The sequence below is a fragment of the Pseudarthrobacter sulfonivorans genome (genome assembly GCF_001484605.1).
Taxonomy (GTDB): Bacteria; Actinomycetota; Actinomycetes; order Actinomycetales; family Micrococcaceae; genus Arthrobacter; species Arthrobacter sulfonivorans_A.
Genome location: NZ_CP013747.1, coordinates 1,268,651 through 1,286,359, shown reverse-complemented (window position 1 = coordinate 1,286,359; position 17,709 = coordinate 1,268,651). Strand labels below are relative to the sequence as shown.

Annotated in this window: 20 protein-coding genes; 12 read left to right on the top strand and 8 right to left on the bottom strand. The window is 65.2% G+C overall.

Features of this window, described 5'->3' with window-relative positions; genetic code table 11:
* Positions 1 to 2: 2 nt before the first annotated feature.
* A complete protein-coding gene (locus tag AU252_RS05660) occupies positions 3 to 290 on the bottom strand; it encodes a hypothetical protein (RefSeq protein ID WP_058929887.1) in 288 nt (95 codons plus the stop codon).
* Positions 291 to 525: 235 nt separating this feature from the next.
* Here AU252_RS05660 and AU252_RS05655 point away from each other — a divergent pair, with 235 nt between their 5' ends.
* The 5 genes from AU252_RS05655 to AU252_RS05635 are packed head-to-tail and all read left to right on the top strand — an operon-like array spanning position 526 to position 5,876.
* Complete coding sequence (locus AU252_RS05655) at positions 526 to 1,590, top strand: zinc-dependent alcohol dehydrogenase (RefSeq protein WP_058929886.1); 1,065 nt, start codon at positions 526 to 528, stop codon at positions 1,588 to 1,590.
* Positions 1,587 to 2,384, top strand: coding sequence for a sugar phosphate isomerase/epimerase family protein (locus tag AU252_RS05650; RefSeq protein WP_058929885.1), 798 nt, complete (start codon positions 1,587 to 1,589; stop codon positions 2,382 to 2,384). The genes AU252_RS05655 and AU252_RS05650 overlap by 4 nt, the downstream gene beginning before the upstream one ends.
* Positions 2,381 to 3,709, top strand: a complete 1,329-nt coding sequence (locus AU252_RS05645) for an MGH1-like glycoside hydrolase domain-containing protein (protein ID WP_157768941.1) — start codon at positions 2,381 to 2,383, stop codon at positions 3,707 to 3,709. Before AU252_RS05650 ends, AU252_RS05645 begins: the two co-directional genes overlap by 4 nt.
* A complete protein-coding gene (locus AU252_RS05640) occupies positions 3,706 to 5,613 on the top strand; it encodes a glycogen debranching N-terminal domain-containing protein (protein ID WP_058929883.1) in 1,908 nt (635 codons plus the stop codon). Before AU252_RS05645 ends, AU252_RS05640 begins: the two co-directional genes overlap by 4 nt.
* Positions 5,614 to 5,660: 47 nt before the next feature.
* The gene (locus tag AU252_RS05635) at positions 5,661 to 5,876 is read left to right on the top strand and encodes a hypothetical protein (protein ID WP_058929882.1); all 216 of its coding nucleotides are present in this window, start codon (positions 5,661 to 5,663) and stop codon (positions 5,874 to 5,876) included.
* 69 nt (positions 5,877 to 5,945) lie between these two features.
* On the opposite strand, the gene AU252_RS05630 is transcribed toward AU252_RS05635, so the two are convergent.
* Positions 5,946 to 7,139, bottom strand: coding sequence for a metallophosphoesterase family protein (locus tag AU252_RS05630; RefSeq protein WP_058929881.1), 1,194 nt, complete (start codon positions 7,137 to 7,139; stop codon positions 5,946 to 5,948).
* 144 nt (positions 7,140 to 7,283) lie between these two features.
* Between AU252_RS05630 and AU252_RS05625 the strand changes: the two genes are divergently transcribed.
* Positions 7,284 to 7,751, top strand: coding sequence for an SRPBCC family protein (locus AU252_RS05625; protein ID WP_058929880.1), 468 nt, complete (start codon positions 7,284 to 7,286; stop codon positions 7,749 to 7,751).
* 33 nt (positions 7,752 to 7,784) lie between these two features.
* Here the strand turns inward: AU252_RS05625 and AU252_RS05620 are convergent, their stop codons facing one another.
* Positions 7,785 to 8,282, bottom strand: coding sequence for a DinB family protein (locus tag AU252_RS05620; RefSeq protein WP_058932768.1), 498 nt, complete (start codon positions 8,280 to 8,282; stop codon positions 7,785 to 7,787).
* Positions 8,283 to 8,394: 112 nt separating this feature from the next.
* On the opposite strand from AU252_RS05620, the gene AU252_RS05615 reads away from it, so the two are divergent.
* The gene (locus tag AU252_RS05615) at positions 8,395 to 8,718 is read left to right on the top strand and encodes a hypothetical protein (RefSeq protein ID WP_058929879.1); all 324 of its coding nucleotides are present in this window, start codon (positions 8,395 to 8,397) and stop codon (positions 8,716 to 8,718) included.
* A gap of 89 nt (positions 8,719 to 8,807) precedes the next feature.
* Here AU252_RS05615 and AU252_RS05610 read toward each other — a convergent pair whose 3' ends face one another.
* From AU252_RS05610 to AU252_RS05595, 4 genes are read right to left on the bottom strand one after another with little or no spacing between them, the layout of a single operon-like run.
* Entirely contained in the window at positions 8,808 to 9,896 is a 1,089-nt protein-coding gene (locus AU252_RS05610; RefSeq protein WP_058929059.1) for an IS630 family transposase, read from the bottom strand.
* A 47-nt stretch (positions 9,897 to 9,943) separates the two neighbouring features.
* A complete protein-coding gene (locus tag AU252_RS05605; protein ID WP_058929878.1) occupies positions 9,944 to 11,452 on the bottom strand; it encodes a tripartite tricarboxylate transporter permease in 1,509 nt (502 codons plus the stop codon).
* Positions 11,452 to 12,099, bottom strand: coding sequence for a tripartite tricarboxylate transporter TctB family protein (locus AU252_RS05600; RefSeq protein WP_058929877.1), 648 nt, complete (start codon positions 12,097 to 12,099; stop codon positions 11,452 to 11,454). Before AU252_RS05600 ends, AU252_RS05605 begins: the two co-directional genes overlap by 1 nt.
* Positions 12,096 to 13,076 (bottom strand): Bug family tripartite tricarboxylate transporter substrate binding protein, encoded by a 981-nt coding sequence (locus tag AU252_RS05595; protein ID WP_058929876.1) that lies wholly within the window; start codon positions 13,074 to 13,076, stop codon positions 12,096 to 12,098. The genes AU252_RS05600 and AU252_RS05595 overlap by 4 nt, the downstream gene beginning before the upstream one ends.
* A gap of 196 nt (positions 13,077 to 13,272) precedes the next feature.
* Between AU252_RS05595 and tcuA the strand changes: the two genes are divergently transcribed.
* Both tcuA and AU252_RS05585 read left to right on the top strand, forming a co-directional pair.
* Entirely contained in the window at positions 13,273 to 14,766 is a 1,494-nt protein-coding gene (gene tcuA, locus AU252_RS05590; protein WP_058929875.1) for an FAD-dependent tricarballylate dehydrogenase TcuA, read from the top strand.
* Positions 14,767 to 14,817: 51 nt separating this feature from the next.
* Complete coding sequence (locus AU252_RS05585; protein ID WP_058929874.1) at positions 14,818 to 15,507, top strand: GntR family transcriptional regulator; 690 nt, start codon at positions 14,818 to 14,820, stop codon at positions 15,505 to 15,507.
* A 4-nt stretch (positions 15,508 to 15,511) separates the two neighbouring features.
* Here AU252_RS05585 and AU252_RS05580 read toward each other — a convergent pair whose 3' ends face one another.
* Positions 15,512 to 15,829, bottom strand: coding sequence for a hypothetical protein (locus AU252_RS05580; RefSeq protein WP_058929873.1), 318 nt, complete (start codon positions 15,827 to 15,829; stop codon positions 15,512 to 15,514).
* Between the two features lie 198 nt (positions 15,830 to 16,027).
* Here AU252_RS05580 and AU252_RS05575 point away from each other — a divergent pair, with 198 nt between their 5' ends.
* The 3 genes from AU252_RS05575 to AU252_RS24455 all read left to right on the top strand — a co-directional run bounded on the left by AU252_RS05575 (position 16,028) and on the right by AU252_RS24455 (position 17,691).
* Complete coding sequence (locus AU252_RS05575) at positions 16,028 to 16,357, top strand: ArsR/SmtB family transcription factor (protein WP_058929872.1); 330 nt, start codon at positions 16,028 to 16,030, stop codon at positions 16,355 to 16,357.
* Positions 16,347 to 17,324, top strand: a complete 978-nt coding sequence (locus AU252_RS05570) for a TIGR03086 family metal-binding protein (RefSeq protein ID WP_058929871.1) — start codon at positions 16,347 to 16,349, stop codon at positions 17,322 to 17,324. The genes AU252_RS05575 and AU252_RS05570 overlap by 11 nt, the downstream gene beginning before the upstream one ends.
* 160 nt (positions 17,325 to 17,484) lie before the next feature.
* Complete coding sequence (locus AU252_RS24455) at positions 17,485 to 17,691, top strand: hypothetical protein (RefSeq protein WP_058929870.1); 207 nt, start codon at positions 17,485 to 17,487, stop codon at positions 17,689 to 17,691.
* Positions 17,692 to 17,709: the final 18 nt, after the last annotated feature.

Below are 17,709 nucleotides of genomic sequence, written 5' to 3'. Positions count from 1 at the left end.
GACTACTGCACGGCGTCTGCGAACTCCCGCCGCAGGGCAGGCCAGCATTCGGGGTGGTCCATCCACTCGGTGGTGTAGTCCAGGCTGCCGGCCGCTGAGTAGACGCTGAGCGTGGTTCTGGCCTGGGGCAGCCGAACGGAGCCGGACAGGCACGCCTGGCCGGTGGCGCCGTCACTGTGGAATGTGGTCAGGGTGACATAGTCCTTGCTGCCTTCGGCGCGAACTGCCTGGATCGGTCCGGCAGCGAGTTCCAGGAGGTCCAGCAGGTGCGGGCCCAGGACGTACAGCACGCCCAACTCCTCGCGCCAGCCTTCGGTGGCTTTGCGGCCAATTGGCCGGCGCCCACCAGCCTCACTTTCACAGCCGGATAGCGGGCAGGGGATTGCCTCGTGGAGGCGTCGGAAACCATGTGATGAAGATACTGCAGATTCTGCCTAACGTCTATACACAAGTAGGCTAGTTGTTATGCTAATGTCGTTTGCATCACAGTCCTAGCCACCTCACCTACCTAAGGATCGATCCGAAGTGTCCCGCTTCCTCCGCATGGCCGCGCCGCGCAGCGTCGCCGTGATCGACCAGCCTTCCGTTCCGCTCGAAGCCGGTCAGGCGCGGGTGCGGACCATCTATTCCGGTATTTCTGCGGGCACCGAGCTCACTGCCTACCGCGGCACCAACCCCTACCTGACATCCATCTGGGATCCCGACGCCCGGTTGTTCCAGCCCGGGCAGGAGGCGCTTGGCTATCCGCTGGACGGCTGGGGATATTCCGAAGTGGGCGAAGTGGAGGAGCTGGCACCGCAGGCAGGACAGGCGGTGGACACCGTTGATGCCGATCCTCCCGTGCAGGTGGGCGACATGGTCTGGGGGATCTGGGGCCACCGGGACGAGGGCGTTCTCGCGGCAGAATCACTGCGGGGCCACGTGCTGCCGGAAGGGATGGATCCCCTCGCCGGCGCCTTCGTGCGGGTTGGCGCAATCGCCCTGAGTGCCGTGCTGGCCGCGGACCTGGGCCCCGGCTCCACCGTGGCCATCTTTGGCCAGGGCGTCATCGGACTGCTTGCCACCCGCTTCGCAGTGCTTAACGGGGCAAAAGTGATCGCCGTGGACGGAATCCAGGCCCGCCGCCGGCGTGCCCTCGAATGGGGTGCCCTGCATGCCCTCGGCCCCGCCCCGGAACTGGCAGGGGACATCCGGCGCATCACCGGCGGTGCCGGCGTGGATGTGGCGATCGAGCTCAGCGGAAACTACCGTGCACTGCACGAGGCCACCCGGGCGGTAGGTGCCGACGGCACCGTCATCGCCGCCGGCTTCTATCAGGGCGAAGCCGCCGGCGTCCGGTTCGGTGAGGAGTTCCACCACAACCGGGTTCAGCTCCTCGCTTCCCAGATCGGCTCCGTTCCTAACCGGCTCCGCTCCCGCTGGACCGTGCCCCGGCTGCAGCAGACCGTGGTGGACCACCTCGCCGACGGCCGGGTGAACGCGCCGGCCCTGGTAACCCACACCTTTTCCCTGGCGAATTCCGCCAAAGCCTACGAACTCCTGGACACGGACCCGGAGTCCGCCCTCCAGGTGGTATTGGAGTTCCCATGACCCTCATCACCGTCCAGGAGCAGCACCTGCCCGGTACCAGCCTGGAAGAGAAATTCGACCAAGCGCTTTCCTGGGGCTTCGGCGGCATTGAACTGCGGTCCGCCGGCGGGCTGCAGTTCCAGGCGCGCCTGCCGGAACTGCGCCGGGCCCGGGATGCCGGCGTGGTCATGCCTACCGCATGCGTGGAGATGCCCCACTTTGTCGGAGCCTTCGACGACGAACTGCGGAAGGACGCCGTCGTCCAGCTCAAATCGCAGCTGAGCGTTATGGCCGAGATCGGCGGCCGGGGCGTCATGACGCCGGCCTCCTACGGAATGTTCTCCAAGCGCCTTCCTCCATTCATCCCGTCGCGCACCGAGGAAGAGGACACCGCCGTGCTGGTGGAATCATTCACGGAGCTTGGCGAGCATGCGGCCGCCGAAGGGGTGGAGATCTATCTTGAACCCCTGAACCGCTATGAGGACCACATGATCAACACCCTGGCCGACGGCGTGCGGCTGCTGACGCTTGTGGGCCTGGACGCCGTACGCCTGGCTCCGGACACCTATCACATGAACATTGAGGAAAGCGACCCTGCAGCGGCCCTCCAGGACGCCGCCGGATACATCGGCCACATTCAGGCAAGCGATTCCAACCGCCTCGAACCCGGTGCCGGGCACATCGACTGGGCCCTCTTTGGTGCGACGCTGAAATCCATCGGCTACCAGGGCACAGTGGCCCTGGAATCCCGGTTGTCCGGACCGGCGGAGGAAGTCCTTCCCCGGGTGCCCTCCCTGTTGGGGCGATACCTGTGACGGCCGTTTCGGGGACCAGCGACGGCGGGTCATCAGTAATGGCCGAGCTGATCGCCGCGCGTTCCACGGCGGTGCTGGAGGCCAACTGGCGCACGACCCACACGGTTCCGGCCGCCGGCCTCTATCCCCACCAGTGGAGCTGGGATTCGTCCTTCATTGCCGTGGGCCTCAGCCGGATCTCACCCCGCCGCGCGGGCCAGGAGATGGATGCACTCTTCGCCGGCCAGTGGGATGACGGCCGGCTGCCGCAGATCATCTTCGATCCGCACCGGGACGAGGACTACGCCCCGGGGGCATCGTTCTGGCAGTCCCGCCTCATTCCCGGCTCCCCGAAGCAGGTGGAGACAGCAGGCTTGGTCCAGCCGCCAAACCATGCGTGGGCTGTCTGGAAAATCCACCAGGCCGACCCCGCCGAATCCCGCCGCCGCTCCTTCCTGGAGCGGAACTACTCCAAGCTGGTCCGCTGGCACGAATACCTGTCCGGCCGCCGCGACCGCGGCGGGTCCGGCTTGGCCTGCATCGTGCACCCCTGGGAGTCCGGCACGGACAATTCGCCGCTGTGGGACACGGTGATGAAGCGGATCCCGGCTGACAGCAAAACCGAATTGAACCGGCCCGACCTGCAGCACGCCGACGCCGGCGAGCGGCCCAGCCAGAAGGAGTACGGCAAATACTTCTGGATGGCTGAGCGCTACCGGGACCACGGCTGCGACGACGCCGATGCGGACTACCCGTTCCTGATGGAGGATCCGCTGTTCAACACGCTGCTGGCGGTGTCGGAGCTGGCCCTGGCGGACATCGCCGCCGAGCTGGGCCTGCCCGGCGAGGCCCACGGGGACCGGGCGCAACAGATCACCGAAGCGCTGGAGGCCCTGTACGTGCCGGAGCTGGGCTGCTACTCAGCCCGCGACGTCACCGATGGAACAGTGGTCAAGAAGGCGACCATCAACGGCCTGATCCCGCTCCTGCTGCCCGGACAGGTCCACACCGACGCCCTGCTGGAGACCCTGAACGGACCCCGCTTTATGGACGGGCGCGCCCTGTTGGTGCCCAGCTACGACGCCACGGCCGTGGACCACAATCCGGCCCTGTACTGGCGCGGCCCGGCCTGGTTCAACATGTCCTGGATGGTCGCGGAGGCGCTGGACAGGCTTGGCCACACCGACCAGGCGGCCTTCCTTCGGGGCAATATCGGCAGGCTCGCAGCGGAGCACAACTTCCCCGAGTATGTAGACCCCTGGACCGGAGCCGCGCACGGGACCCGCAGATTCAGCTGGACCGCCGCGCTGGCCCTGGAAACCACCTATCATCGGAGCACGCCATGACCGCTGTTGCACCCCCGTCCGCCGTCTCGGTCCTCGTGGCCCACGGCGCCATGATGCGCGGCGCTGCCGACGGAAGCGTGGGCCGGGCAGACGCACCCGCGCAGGGAACCGAAGGCCTCTACATTGCCGATACGCGCCTGCTGTCCCGTTGGATCCTGGAGATCAACGACTCCACCTTCTGGGATGTGGGCAGCGTCCGTGAACCGGGCCGCCGCGAGACCGCCCTCAGTCCGGCGGCACGGCGGAACCAGACGCACGACCTCTTCGTCCTCCGGACCCAGGAGCTGGACGCCGGAGGCCTTACCGACACCCTGCGAATCCGCAACCTTGGCCGGGAGCCAATCACGGCCCGGCTGGTCCTGCGGGCCGGCACAGACTTCGCGGACCAGTTCACCGTCCGCACCGACGGCCGGATCTTCGATCTCAGCGCCGCCGCCAGCAGCATGGACGTCCACGACGAGGGCTCGCTGGCTTTCGATTACAGCCACACTTTCCGTGGCCGGACCTTCGAGGCCGGCGTCCGCCTGGCCGCGAGCATCCCGCCAACGGTCCGCAGGGAGCCTGCCGACGGGCGCTTCGTCGGCGCCGCCCTGTCCTGGGATCTGGCGCTGGCAGTGGGGGAGACGCAGGCCCTGACTGTTTCTGCGGTCGCCAGTGGCGGGCAGGCACGCCCGACGGTTCCGGCCGCCGTCGTACGTTCCGGCGAGGGGCTGACAGCCTTGGCGCGCCAGAGCCTGAAAGACCTTGATTCGCTGCTGATGCCCTGCCCCGTCAAGCCCGAACTGACCATCCCCGCGGCCGGGCTGCCCTGGTTCCTCACGCTCTTCGGCCGGGATTCCTTATTGGCGTCGATGCTCACGCGTGAAGAATGCCCGCAGCTGCTGGGCGATGTGCTCCGCGCGTTGGCTGCAACGCAGGGAACAGCGGATGATCCGGCGCGCGTGGAGCAGCCGGGGAAGATTGTCCACGAGGTGCGCGTGAGCGAGCTGGCCCAGTTGGGTGCTGTTCCCTACGGCCGCTACTACGGCACGGTGGACTCCACACCGCTGTTCCTGATGGCGATGGGGCAAGTGGAGGATCCCGCGCTGCTCCGCGACCTGGAGAAGCCCGCCCGGGCCGCCGTCGAGTGGATCCTCGGCGACGGCGGCCTGAAGGACACCGGGTTTGTCCGCTCCACCCCGGACCCCGCGGGCCTGCTCCACCAGGGCTGGAAGGACTCGTTCGACGCCGTGGCCGGAGCCGACGGCCGCGAACCGGTAGGCGCCATCGCCCTTGCCGAAGTGCAGGGTTACACCTGGCGCGGCCTCCGGGAATGCGCCCGCCTCGCAGCCGAGCAATGGGATGACCAGGCCTGGGCAGGCACCCTTCGCGGGCTCGCCGACGAGCTGAAGCTCCGCTTCCGGGACGCGTTCTGGATGGAGAACCAGAACTTTCCCGCCCTGGCCGTGGACGGTGAAGGCCAGCAGGTTGACGCGCTGGCCTCCAATGCCGGCCATCTGCTGTGGGCGGGGATCCTCGATGCGGACGACGCCCGTGCGGTCGCTTCCCGGTTGCTCCGGGACGATTTCTTCACCGGGTGGGGGATCCGGACCCTCGCCGAAGGCCAGCACTTTTACCACCCGATGTCCTATCACAACGGCTCCGTCTGGCCGCATGACACCATGCTGGCCGCGGAGGGAATGGCAGCCTACGGGCTGACCGACCAGGCACGGACCGTGGCAGAGGGGATCCGGGAGGCGGCCGCGCACTTCGGCAACAGCCTGCCGGAACTGTTCGGCGGGTTCTCGCGGGCGGATTTCCCTGTGCCGGTTACGTACCATCACGCAGGTTCGCCGCAGGCCTGGGCTGCGGCCGCGGGCCTGGCCGCTGTCCGCCTTACCAGTAGCTCCGAGCGGGCGGACTAGGAAAAGCGCACGGGTTGCGATGCCGCCGCCGGGCTTATCGTGGAGGTATGGACTCGCCAAAGGTGCAGCTGTACTTGGATATCACCGCTAAAGGCCTGTGCCTGCTGGGCGTCGCGCTGATGATCTTCGGCCAGGGTGGATGGTTCTACGTGGGCGTCGCCACCGTGGTCCTGGGCGTGCTGTTCATCGGCGCCTCGCTGGTGGCCACCCGCAACCTGCGGCACAGGGGATGGGATGGGAGGAACCGGCCAACAGCCGGATAGCCCGTCCCACCCCCTAGCCCGCCAGTCCCGCCGGAGCCGCACGGAGCGGCAACCTAGTCCTGGCCGACGCTAACGTCCCTGGGCCTGGGCCGGGTCCAGTGGCTGGGGAACGATCGGCTGGTCGTTGGCCGTCAGGTCGATGCCCATGTCCTTGGCGAAGACCAGCCGGGTGTCCTTGTAGATTCCGGGGTGGTTCTCATCCAGCTCAAAGACCCGGGCGCCGCGCAGGCGGTTCCGTTCAGCGCCGGGGAGCCCATAGGCGCCGAATCCGGTTCCGGGGGCGTAGCCGAGCTGCACCCCGTAGTAGTTGCCCACGTAGGTGTTCACGTGGTCGTGGCCCACAAAGTAGCCGAGCACATCCCCGCGCTCCAGGAAGGCGTTGAATAGGCCGGAGTTGATGGGACCGGGGCACTCGTCCTCGTTCCGTTCGCCGACGATGTTGTGCTTCGTGAGGGCCCGGGTGTGATCGGCGTCCGTCCGCGAGTCTAGGCTGGCGAACCACATGTTGCGGTGCTCGTGGAGCGCGATGTGGCCCCACATGAGGGAGGGGACCTTCTTGCCGTACTTCTGCTCGGTGGCCATGGACAGGTTGCGGTACCAGGTGACCTGGTCCATGCGTACCCAGTCCCAGTCGGGGTAGCCTTCGAAGTCCTGTCCATTGATGGCGTCCGGTGCATATCGGCCGGTGTCGATGAGCCACAGGCCGAAGGCCGGCTCCCTGGACTTGGCCGACTGCACGAGCAGCATTGAGTTCGACGTCCCGGTGAGCCCCGGCGTGGAGTCGCCGTTCATGTTGAATTCGTAGGTCTGCAGGAACTGCAGCATTTTGGCCTCGGTCATGCCCGTCCGTGCCACGGAATCCTCGTCGTGGTTGCCGAACGTGACGGCCCACGGGATCTGCCGGCGCTCCATGGGCTGGACCACGTGGTTGAGTGCCTGCTTGACCTCCAGCTCAGAGTCGCAGCCGCCATTGATCACATCGCCGTTGATCACCACGAAGTCCGGCTTCTCCGCGTCCAGGGTCTTGTCCATGAGCTCGATCGTGCGGCGGTCCGTTTGCTCGTCGTCCTGGGTGTCGTTGAACTGGATCACTTTGAAGCCGCCGTCTGGGCGGAAGGCAAGTGCGGGCTTGGGTGCCTTCGCCCCCGGTGCCGCGTAGCTTCCGGCTGCCGCAGCCACTGTCAGTCCCAGCGCGCCAAGGGTTCCGGCGGCGGCCAGCGCGGCCCGCCGGCTGAGGGTGGGCTGGTGGATTCCGGTGGTCATCGATGCCTCTTTCACTGATGCGGCCGTACCTCCGGCCGTCGATCCTGCGACAGTACGCAAGACAGGTATCGGGTTCCGGAACACTTGGTGAACGCCACATGCGGGACTCGCTGAATATCGGCTCCCTCCACCTATGATTGCGGCATGTCAACTTACGAAGTCACTCGCAGCGCCCTTATTCCTGCCCCCGCGGAAGACGTGTTTCCGCTGGTCAACAGCTTCCTGGAGTGGACTAAATGGTCGCCCTGGGAGAACGTGGACCCGGAACTTAACCGCTCGTATTCGGGCAGTGACGCCGGTGTGGGGGCCAAGTATGCGTGGAGTGGCAACCGCAAAGCAGGCAGCGGAAACATGGAAATTGTCGAGTCCGACTTTCCCCGGAGTATCAAGGTCCGGCTTGAGTTCACAAAGCCGTTCAAGGCTGTGAATCCCACCACGTTTACGTTTACTCCGGCCGACGGCGGAACCCAGGTCACGTGGCGGATGACCGGCGAGAACAAGGGGCTCGCGAAGATTTTCGCCATGATCGTGAACATGGACAAGATGGTCGGCGGCGACTTCGAGCGCGGGCTGGCTGCGCTCTCGGCCGCCGCGACGGCCAACAAGGCCTGACTCGGCGCTGCTGACGCCGGCGCTTGCCCGGCGTCAGCCGTTGAGGATCTGTTCCCGAAGTATGTCGGCGTGCCCGCAGTGCTGGGCGAACTCCCGCAGCACGTGCAGGTATACCCAGTGCAGGGGTAGCGGGCCGCGGCGGTTGCCGCGGAGCACGTCGTCGAGACTTAACAACGACGTCGCCTGGCGCGATGCCTCGCAGGCCTCCCGGTGGGCCTGCCGGACGCTGGCGATGGTGTCCTGGTCCGTGAGGATGAACGACTCGTCGGGTGTTGCCGGAATGCCGATCTTGGTGCGCGACCGGCACGTGATGGCCTCGTCGAACCAGACTTTCTCCACGAACGCCGCGTGCTTCACCAAGCCCAGCAGAGTGGTGCGGGATGCCACCAGCGGCCGGCGCGCCTGCTCCTCGGTGAGGCCGTCCAGGCAGGCGCTGAGCATGTTCCGGTGGTCATCGATGAAGGCCTCGAACTGGGCGCGCGCGGGCTGGTGGATGACGTTCTCGGCGAACGCGGCTGAAGGAGCAGACATCCCCGAAGTATTGCAGGCAGGGGTCGCGGCGTAATACGCGGCACGCTGGGGAAGGCCCGACGTCGGCCGCTCACCCATGGTGATCACTCCGCCGCGCGCCTATGGTGAAGTTATGTCTGATTCCTTTTCGTCCTTCGTGGACACCTTCAAAAACATCGGCGTCAACAAGGCTTATGGCCCGGCCGTCCAGGTGGGCGGGGAAGAAATCATCCCGGTCGCCCTGGTGTCCTTCGGGTTCGGGGGAGGCGGCGAAGCCGGCGACGGTGCCTCCGGCGGGGGTGGCGGCGGGTTGGTGCTGCCGCTGGGTGTGTACCGGACCGTCGGCGGCCGCGCGGCGTTCCGTCCCAACACCGTGGTCACCCTGCTGTGCCTGGTCCCGGTGATCCTGGCTGCCGGCGCCGCTGGGGCCCGGGCTATCCGCGCCGCGCGGTCCTAGCGGGAGAAAGCCCCTGCGCTCGACTGCCCGTCGGGTAGTTGAGCGCAGGGGCTCTCCTGTTGGTTGGGCCCGGCAACTAGTGGTGTGTCTCAGTTTTGTTTGATGGTTTCGAGGGCGACGCGGCCGCGGGCTACTTTTTTGAGGATTGAGTCTGCGGTCGCGGTCCAGACCAGGGGTTTGGGTTCGGTGTTGTGGGCGGCGAGATACTCTTCGATCTTGTGGATCAGGTCCGGTACGGAATGGAACGCTCCGCGGCGCAGGGCCTTGTCTGTGAGTTCCCGGAACCAGCGCTCGACGAGGTTGAGCCACGAGGACGAGGTGGGGGTGAAATGCAGCTGGAAGCGGGGATTATTCGCCAGCCAGGCTTTCACGTCGGGGTGCTTGTGGGTGGCGTAGTTGTCCAGGATCAGGTGGACATCCAGGCCCTGCGGGACTTCTTTGTTGATGGTCTTGAGGAACACCAGGAATTCTTCGTGCCGGTGTTTGGGCAGGCATGAGCCGATGACTTTTCCGGTGGCCACGTCCAGGGCAGCGAACAAGGTGGTGGTGCCGTTGCGTTTGTAGTCATGGGTCATCGTTTCCGCCCGGCCTTTCTTCATCGGCAGGGACGGCTGGGTGCGGTCCAGGGCCTGGATGGACGATTTCTCGTCCATGCACAGCACGATCGCTTTCTCCGGCGGGTTCAGGTACAGGCCGACGACATCAATGAGTTTTTCTTCAAACCGCGGATCGTTGGAGAGCTTGAACGTATCCACCAGGTGCGGCTTCAAGCCCCTGGCCGCCCAGATCCGCTGCACCTGCGCCGGAGACACCCCCACCTTCGCCGCCATCGTCCGCACCGACCAGTGCGTCTGCCCTTCGGGCCTGGAATTGCGCGTCAGATCAACGATCTCGTCAATCTTTGACTGCGGAATGACCGGCTTGCGGCCCCGCCCGGCACGCACCTCTCCCAGGTGGGACAGGCCGTCCTCGGCGAACCGGGCCCGCCAGGACCTCACCGTCCCCGGGCTCGTCCCGGCGACCTTCGCGATCGATTCATTGGCCAACCCCTCCGCGGCCATCAACAAAACCTGCGCCCGCTGAACCTCGCGATGGGACGCCGTCTGCGATTTCGAAAGGACCTCCAATGCTGCACGTTGTCCATCAGAAACCACCAATGCAGGAGCCGGATTCGTCATACCCCCAGTTTAACAGAACACCCGCAAACTATTTTGGAGACATACCACTAGGCTTTCCGGCTGGCCCGGTGACGGAGGTGTTGGATGGCGCTAACGGCGAGGGCTGCGGCGAGGACCAGATACAGGGTTATGGTGATGGGGCTGTCCACCAGGATGCCCAGGTTCCCCTCGGAGACGGCCAGCGCGCGGCGCAGTTCGGTCTCCGCCATCGGCCCCAGAATCACGGCGATCAACACTGGTGCCAGCGGGATGTTGTAGCGGCGCATCAGGAATCCGGTGAGTCCGATCGCGGTCAGCAGCCAGAGGTCTAGCACCGCGGAGCTCACTGCGTAGACACCGAGCATCGAGAAGACGGTGATGCCGGCGTAGAGGTAATGCTTGGGGATGCTCAACAGCCTGGCCCAGACGGACGCGAACGGAATGTTGATCATCACCAGGATCACCAGGCCGATGAACAGCGAGGCCAGCAGCGCCCAGACCAGGTCGCCGCTTCGTTCGAAGAGCAGGGGGCCGGGCTGCATGCCGTACTGCTGGAAGGCCGCGAGCATGATGGCCGCGGTGGCCGACGTCGGAAGTCCCAATGCGAGCAGGGCACCCATGGCAGTGCCGGCCGTGGCGTTGGCTGCGGCTTCGGGAGCTGCCAGGCCGCGGATGGAACCGGTGGTGCCGAACTCGGGATCGTTCCGGCGCTTGGCCAGCTGCTTCTCGGTGCCGTAGGCCAGGAAGGTGGGTACTTCAGCGCCGCCGGCGGGGATCAGCCCGAACGGGGCGCCGAACGCGGTGCCGCGGAGCCAGGCGGGCAATGCCTTCTTGAAATCAGCGAGCGTAAGCCGTGCCCGGCCCTTGGTTTCGATTTGCGTGGCAACGGGGTCGCGGTGGATGCGGGAGGCGATGTGGAACACCTCGCCGAGGGCCAGCAGCCCCACCGTGATGACGATGACAGAGATCCCGTCGAAGAGCTGGGGCATGCCCAGGGTGAACCGGGCCGTGCCGCTTGGACCGTCGATTCCCACGAGGGCGAGGGCCAGCCCGATCCCCAGGGCCGCGATGCCGCGGATAACTGATTCAGAGACGACGGCGGAAATGGCCAGGAACGCGAACACTGCCAGGGCGAAGTACTCGGCCGGGCCGAAGACGGTGGCCATTTTGACCAAGGTCGGCGCGAAGAACACTACCAGGGTTGTGGCGATCAGGCCGCCGATGAAGGCGCCGATGGCGCAAGTGGCCAAGGCCTTGGCGGCGTGACCGTTCTTTGCCATCCGGTGACCCTCGAACGTGGACGCGATGGCGGACGAGTGGCCCGGGGTGTTGAGCAGGATTCCGGACGTGGAGTCACCGAAAAGGCCGCCGAAATAGATGCCGGCGAACATGATGAACGCTGCCGTCGGCTCCAGTGAAAACGTCACAGGCAGCAGCAGCGCCACCGCCATGGCGGAGCCAAGCCCGGGAAGGACGCCGACGGCGGTGCCCAGGATTGCGCCGATCAGCACCCACAGGAGGTTGATGGGGGTCAGGGCGCTGGCGAAGCCGCCCATCAGGAGTTCGAGCTGTTCCATTAGAAAATCCCTCCCACGATGCCGGAGGGCAGGCTGAGGCCCAGCCCGGCGCCAAAGGCCAGTTGAGTAATTGAGGAAAAGAGCAGGCCAACGCCGATGTCGAAGACATGGCGGCGGCTGCCGAGGGCGTAGGCAACAACCCAGAACAGCATTGCGGCGCTGATGATCCAGCCCAGTGGGTTGAGCAGCAGGACAAACGCCACGACGCCGGCCAGCAGCAGGCCAACCGTCCGCCAGTCCGAGTAGGTCTTCCAGGTTTTGGCCGGCGCCAGGGATGCTGCTTCTTCGCAGGCCTCATCCTCGTCCTTCCCCAGATGGCCAAGGTCGTGCAGCATATCCGCGGAGAACTGCCCGCTCCCGGGATGGATGGCATTGTCCGGGACCTTCGGTGAACGAATGATCTGGACCGCCAGGAGGGTGGCCACCAAGTACAGGACTATGCACACCAGAATGGGGAAGAATTGCGGTCCGGGAGCTGACTTGCCCTGCACATTCATGGTCGCAGTGCCCACGGTGAGGAAGATGGCCACTGCGTACAGCACGGCGACCACAACGAATTCACTGCGGCCGGTCCCGAAGCCTGCTTTTGGTTGGCTTTGCGGTTCCGTAGCGGATCCTGTTTCTTGCTGGTGCTGGGTGATGCTCATAGGCCGAGGTCCTTTACGATTTCTTGGGCCGTTGCAACTTCGTTGTTGATGAACTGTTCGAATTCTTCGCCGGTTGAGAAGGTGTCCGTCCAGTTGTTGCGCTTCAGGGCTTCCTGCCAGTGGGCGCTGCTGCGCATCTCGGTGACGATCGCGATAAATTCCGCTTTCACTTCGTCCGTTGTGCCGGGCGCGGCCACAAACCCACGCCAGTTGGACATGGATGCGTCCACGCCCTGTTCCTTGAAGGTGGGAACGTCAACGCCGTCGAGCCGCTCCTCGGAAGAGATGGCCAGCGCCCGCAGGGTTCCCGCTTCGATTTGGTCGCTGACCTCGTTGTAGCCGGACATGCCGGCGGACGTGGTGTGGGACAGGAGGGAGGTCAGGGCCTCCCCGCCTCCGGAGTACGCAATGTAGTTCACATCTTTGGGATCCACGCCTACGGTTTTGGCTACCATCGCGCTAAGCAGGTGGTCAATGGAGCCGAGGGAGCCGCCACCGATCGAGGTTCCACCAGGATCCTTCGTCCAAGCGGCCAGGAAATCACCGAGGGTTTTGAACTCGGAATCGGCCGGGACCACCAGTGCCGCATAGTCATCGGCCAGCCGGGCGATGGGAACAACGTCAGCCATTGACTCCGGATTGTCGCCGAGTTCGATGGCCCCCACCATCACTCCACCGGTCGCCAGAAGGGCGTCTTCGCGCCCCGGAGTCTGAACGAACTGGCTCAGGCCGATTGTCCCGCCGGCCCCGGGTACGTTGACTACCTGGGCGTTATTGACGACGCCGCCGCTCTTGAGCGCCTGCTGTCCTTCGCGGGCAAATCCGTCCCAACCGCCGCCCGGGGCCGCGGGAGCGATCAGAGTGAGTTTGTTCCTGGCCGTGCTCGTTCCACCGGCGGTGCCGGCATTCACGAACGCAAGCGCGGCGATGACGGCCACAACCAGGCCGAACACAGCATTGCGTAGGGGATTTTTCATGGTTCTCGTTCCGTAACGACGTTGTTGGGCGGGGCGAAAGTACTAGGGTCCACATCGGATACCGTTGTACACAATGAAATACAGTTATACCTGTGATGGCAGTCACCGGCAAGTTTTCGAGACGTAGAAACCATTTGCGCCGGTTGCATACCTTTGTATACAGTTGGATTCACTAATCCTAGTGAGAGGACAGTCAATGTCTATCGGTAATGGAGCCGGACCCCGGAGTGCGGACAGTGTTGACGTAATTGTGGTGGGCGGCGGAAATGCTGGTTTCACTGCTGCGCATGCCGCGGCGGAACGTGGGCGGCGCGTTGTGCTGCTGGAAAAGGGTGAGAAGGAGATGGCCGGGGGTAACAGCTTTTATACCGCTGGCGCCACCCGGATCGTTCACAACGGGCTGGATGACCTGCAGGGCCTCGTGGAACCGGATGAGCGTCACAGCTGCACCGTGGTTCCTCCCTACAGCGCTGAGGAATATGCATCGGACCTGGAAAAGGTCACTGAGGGCCGGAATGATCCCGCGCTGACGGAGGTTCTCATCGCCGAGAGCCAGTCCACCTTGCGATGGCTCAATGGCCTGGGCCTGAAGTATCGCCTGATGTACGAGCGTCAGGCGTATGAGCGCGCGGATGGATCCTACCTCTTCTGGGGCGGACTGCATGTGGGGAACGTGGGTGGCGGCGAAGGCCTGATCGAGGACCATACCCGGGTTGCTGCCGAACTGGGCATCGATGTCCGCTACGGCCACGCGGCGCAAAGCCTCATCGTGGAAAACGGGCGAGTTGCCGGCGTCGTCGTCAATACTGCGGAAGGCGAGCTGCCTCTCAGGGCGGAATCCGTGATCCTCACCGCGGGCGGCTTTGAGTCCGACCCCCAGTGGCGCCGGGAGCACCTGGGCGAGGGCTGGGAAAACGCCAAGGTCCGGGGGACTCCGTACAACACCGGCGACATGATCGCCGCGGCTCTGGAGATCGGGGCCACCAAGGGCGGGGACTGGGGCACCTGCCACAGCGTTCAGTGGGATGCCTTCACAGCCACTAACGAGAGCAACCGTGAACTCACCAATCGGCTGACCCGGCAGAGCTACCCGCTGGGCATTATCGTGAACACGGATGGCAAGCGTTTCCTCGACGAGGGCGCGGACTTCAGGAACTACACCTACGCCAAATACGGCAAGGAAATCCTCAAGCAGCCCGGATCTGTGGCTTACCAGATCTTCGACGCAACCCTGCGCCCGATGCTGCGCAGCGAGGAATACGACATGCCCGGCATCTCGGTGGAGGTCGCGGACACGATCGAAGACCTGGCCGCCAAGATCGGCCTGGACCCGGAGAATCTGGCCAAGATCGTGACGGACTTCAACAACTCGATCGATCGGTCCATCCCGTTCGATCCCACCGTCAAGGACGGCCGGATGGCGGCCACGGAACCGGTCAAGAGCAACTGGGCCGCCCCCATCGAAACGGGACCGTTCTACGCCTACGGCGTGACGTGCGGCATCACGTTCACATTCGGCGGCATCAAGTCCGATACCCACGGCCGCGTCCTGAACGCTGACGGCAAGCACATCGAAGGGCTGTTTGTGGCAGGTGAAATGCTCGGCGGACTGTTCAGTGTCAACTACCCGGGCGGCACCGGCCTTGCAGCAGGGTGCGTCTTCGGCCGGCGGGCAGGCGTTCTGGCGTAAAGTTCCTTTCGAACAAGCACCAATCACTCCCAGGCATCAAGGACCACTCAAGTGACGGAAACAGCAACCCCACGCATTGACGGAGAGAGCATCTTCCAGACCCTGCGCAGCGAAATCCTGTCCGGAGTGCACCAGCCTGGCACCGCTATTCGAGAGACGTCACTTGCTACGCGTTTCGGCGTCTCCCGGACACCCGTCCGGGAGGCGCTGTCCCGCCTGCAGCAGGAAGGGCTCCTTGAGCGCGTCGCCCGGGGCCTGCAGGTTCCTCAGGTTGACCCACAACAGGTCATCCAGATCTATGACATGCGCATCCTCCTTGAGGAAGAGGCAGCGCGTCAGGCGGCCCGGGCCAGGCAGTTTCCGGACCTGATGCGGCTTGAGGCTTTGCTCCAGCGGGACCGTGAACTCCAGGACCCGGATGACCACACCCGAATCACCACCAACCTTGAGTTCCACGCCGCCGTCTGGAACTGCGCCCACAACCCTGTCCTGAGGGACCTGCTGGACCGGCTGTCAACTCACCTCATCCACGCGCCCCGGTCCACCCTCTCTACGGGGAACCGCTGGTCGGAATCGCTGGATGAGCATGAAGCTTTGCTCCATGCCATCGAGCAGCAGGACAGCGATGCCGCCGGAAAAATAGCCCGGAGCCACATGGAAACGGCGCGGACTCTTCGTCTTCAGCTGCTCCGGGAGACGGCGCTGCAGCAACCGCTGAGCAACAGCGGGAGCCGCCGCTAAGGCACTAGCCGGATGCGCGCCGGTTGCGAGCCTGGCGCGCCAGCCGGATGAACCCGTAGACGAACCCGGCCTCGATCAGCACCATCAGCCCGAGCAGCAGCCACTGCCCCTGCGCGGTGAAGACCACCGCGCCGGTGAGGACCAGCATGGTTCCCAGCGCCAGCGCGTACACGGCGAAGCCGAGGGCCACTTTGGCGCTGCGCACACCCGTCCGGAAGCCAAAGCCCACCGGTTCGCCGCCGGGATAGCCGGCCACACGGTCCGGGACTGCGGGCTTGAGCCTGTCGAATTCCGCCCAGGGATCCGGGTCCTGATTGCTCATGCTTTCATTATCCCGCGGTTCCCGGCCCGCTTACGGCCGACGGATTCTGCTCAATCATTCGACGGCGGCATGCGGGCCTCCCCGGAAATCCAGCCCGCCCGGCAGGGTGGAAGTTGATGATTGAGCAGAATCCGACGCGAGGCCCACGGCCCGGCGTTGCTCTTGCTTGATACGTTAGTGACCGCTAACGTATCTCTAGTGCCTGATCTTCTCGAAACTGCCGCGGAACCGAACAGGCGCCGCCTGCTCCAACTGCTGGCCCGGGGCGAGCAGTCCGTCACTGAACTGGCGGCCAACTTTGCCGTCAGCCGGTCCGCGATCTCCCAGCACCTGCTGGTGCTGGCCGACGTCGGACTGGTGCGTGCCAGGAAGGACGGACGCAACCGGTACTACAGTCTCGACTCCGGAGGAATGAGGAGTCTCAGGGAATCCCTGGACATTTTCTGGACCGACGAACTGGATTCACTGGTGGCCGAGGCCACCGCCCTGCAGCATCCACATCTCGAGGAGAACCCTGATGACCATTGACAAATCCGTCTTCATTCCGGTCGACCCGGACACTGCTTTCGCCCTGATCACCCGGCCCGAACGGCTGCGGCGCTGGCAGACCGTCGCCGCGCGCGTGGACCTCCGCGTGGGTGGAGAGTACCGCTGGACCATCACGCCGGGGCACTCCGCGGCGGGCACATTCACGGAAATCGAACCCGGCAAGCGCGTCGTCTTCACCTGGGATTGGGAAGGTTCCACGGCCCCTGCCGCCGATGCCTCCACAGTCACCATCACCCTGGACAGCGTCGACGGCGGGACCAACGTCCGCCTGGTCCACGAGGGCCTAAGCCCGGAAGCCGCGGCCGGCCACACCGAGGGGTGGAACCACTACTTCGAGCGCCTGGTCACGCTGGCCACAACGGACGACGCCGGCGCGGACGATTGGGCGGCGGCTCCGGATCCGCTCAACGAGCTCATCAGCGCCGAGGCCACTCTCGCGATCGTCCAGCGTGTCCTGCGGACGCTGACACATGGTGACGCGGACAAGCCGACACCGTGCGAGGACTTCACCGTGAGGGAGCTCGTGGAACACCTGGTGGGCTCCATTACGGGAATCGCGAAGGCCTTGGGCGTCGCCGTCGTCGATCAGCCGGATGCTGCGCCGGAAGTCCGCATCGCGGACGCCGCCCAGCCCACGCTGGAAGCGTTCCAGGCCCGCGGCCTGGAGGGGACCGTCGACATGGGCTTCGCGGAACTGCTGGCCTCCATGGTGGCCAACATCCTGAACCTGGAATTCCTGGTCCACGCCTGGGACTTCGCAACGGCCACCGGCCAGGACCTGGACGTTTCGCCGGTGCTGTCCGACTACGTCCTGGGCCTGGCCCACAACACCATCAGCCCGCAGATGCGCGGAAAGAGCTTCGCCGACGAAACCCTGGTGGAAGAGTCCGCGGTAAGTATGGACCGGCTGGTGGCGTTCACCGGCCGCCAGGTCATGGCCGACTGATCGCCGGGGGAGAGCCGTGGCGCACGCAGAAAACGAAACCACCATCAGCCGCTCGCCGGAGGACGTCTACGCCTACCTGGCCGACGGCAACTGAACAACCAGGCATGGCGCTCGGGGATTCAGGCCATCGCCCTGAAAACCGGTGCCGCCGGAGCCTTGGGTGCTAGCCTTCCAGGTGGTGGCGGGCCCCGCCCGGCCCACCGGGGAGTACCGACTCAGCGAAGTTCCCGGCGGGACGATGGTCAGGTTCACCCTGGACCTGCAGCCCAAAGGGCTCATGAAGCTCGTGGGCCCGGTGATCGCCCGCACCATGGAGGCCGAAGTGGCGCAGCTGGCGAAGCTCAAAACGGTCCTCGAAGCCGCGTAGGCGACGGGGAGCGCGTTC

Excerpts from the sequence above, each read along its gene's own strand:
- AU252_RS05650 (WP_058929885.1), top strand. The coding sequence starts at position 1,587 with ATGACCCTCATCACCGTCCAGGAGCAGCACCTGCCCGGTACCAGCCTG.
- AU252_RS05640 (WP_058929883.1), top strand. The coding sequence starts at position 3,706 with ATGACCGCTGTTGCACCCCCGTCCGCCGTCTCGGTCCTCGTGGCCCAC.
- AU252_RS05635 (WP_058929882.1), top strand. The coding sequence starts at position 5,661 with ATGGACTCGCCAAAGGTGCAGCTGTACTTGGATATCACCGCTAAAGGC.
- AU252_RS05630 (WP_058929881.1), bottom strand. The coding sequence starts at position 7,139 with ATGACCACCGGAATCCACCAGCCCACCCTCAGCCGGCGGGCCGCGCTG.
- AU252_RS05625 (WP_058929880.1), top strand. The coding sequence starts at position 7,284 with ATGTCAACTTACGAAGTCACTCGCAGCGCCCTTATTCCTGCCCCCGCG.
- AU252_RS05620 (WP_058932768.1), bottom strand. The coding sequence starts at position 8,282 with ATGTCTGCTCCTTCAGCCGCGTTCGCCGAGAACGTCATCCACCAGCCC.
- AU252_RS05615 (WP_058929879.1), top strand. The coding sequence starts at position 8,395 with ATGTCTGATTCCTTTTCGTCCTTCGTGGACACCTTCAAAAACATCGGC.
- AU252_RS05610 (WP_058929059.1), bottom strand. The coding sequence starts at position 9,896 with ATGACGAATCCGGCTCCTGCATTGGTGGTTTCTGATGGACAACGTGCA.
- AU252_RS05605 (WP_058929878.1), bottom strand. The coding sequence starts at position 11,452 with ATGGAACAGCTCGAACTCCTGATGGGCGGCTTCGCCAGCGCCCTGACC.
- AU252_RS05600 (WP_058929877.1), bottom strand. The coding sequence starts at position 12,099 with ATGAGCATCACCCAGCACCAGCAAGAAACAGGATCCGCTACGGAACCG.
- AU252_RS05595 (WP_058929876.1), bottom strand. The coding sequence starts at position 13,076 with ATGAAAAATCCCCTACGCAATGCTGTGTTCGGCCTGGTTGTGGCCGTC.
- tcuA (WP_058929875.1), top strand. The coding sequence starts at position 13,273 with ATGTCTATCGGTAATGGAGCCGGACCCCGGAGTGCGGACAGTGTTGAC.
- AU252_RS05580 (WP_058929873.1), bottom strand. The coding sequence starts at position 15,829 with ATGAGCAATCAGGACCCGGATCCCTGGGCGGAATTCGACAGGCTCAAG.
- AU252_RS05570 (WP_058929871.1), top strand. The coding sequence starts at position 16,347 with ATGACCATTGACAAATCCGTCTTCATTCCGGTCGACCCGGACACTGCT.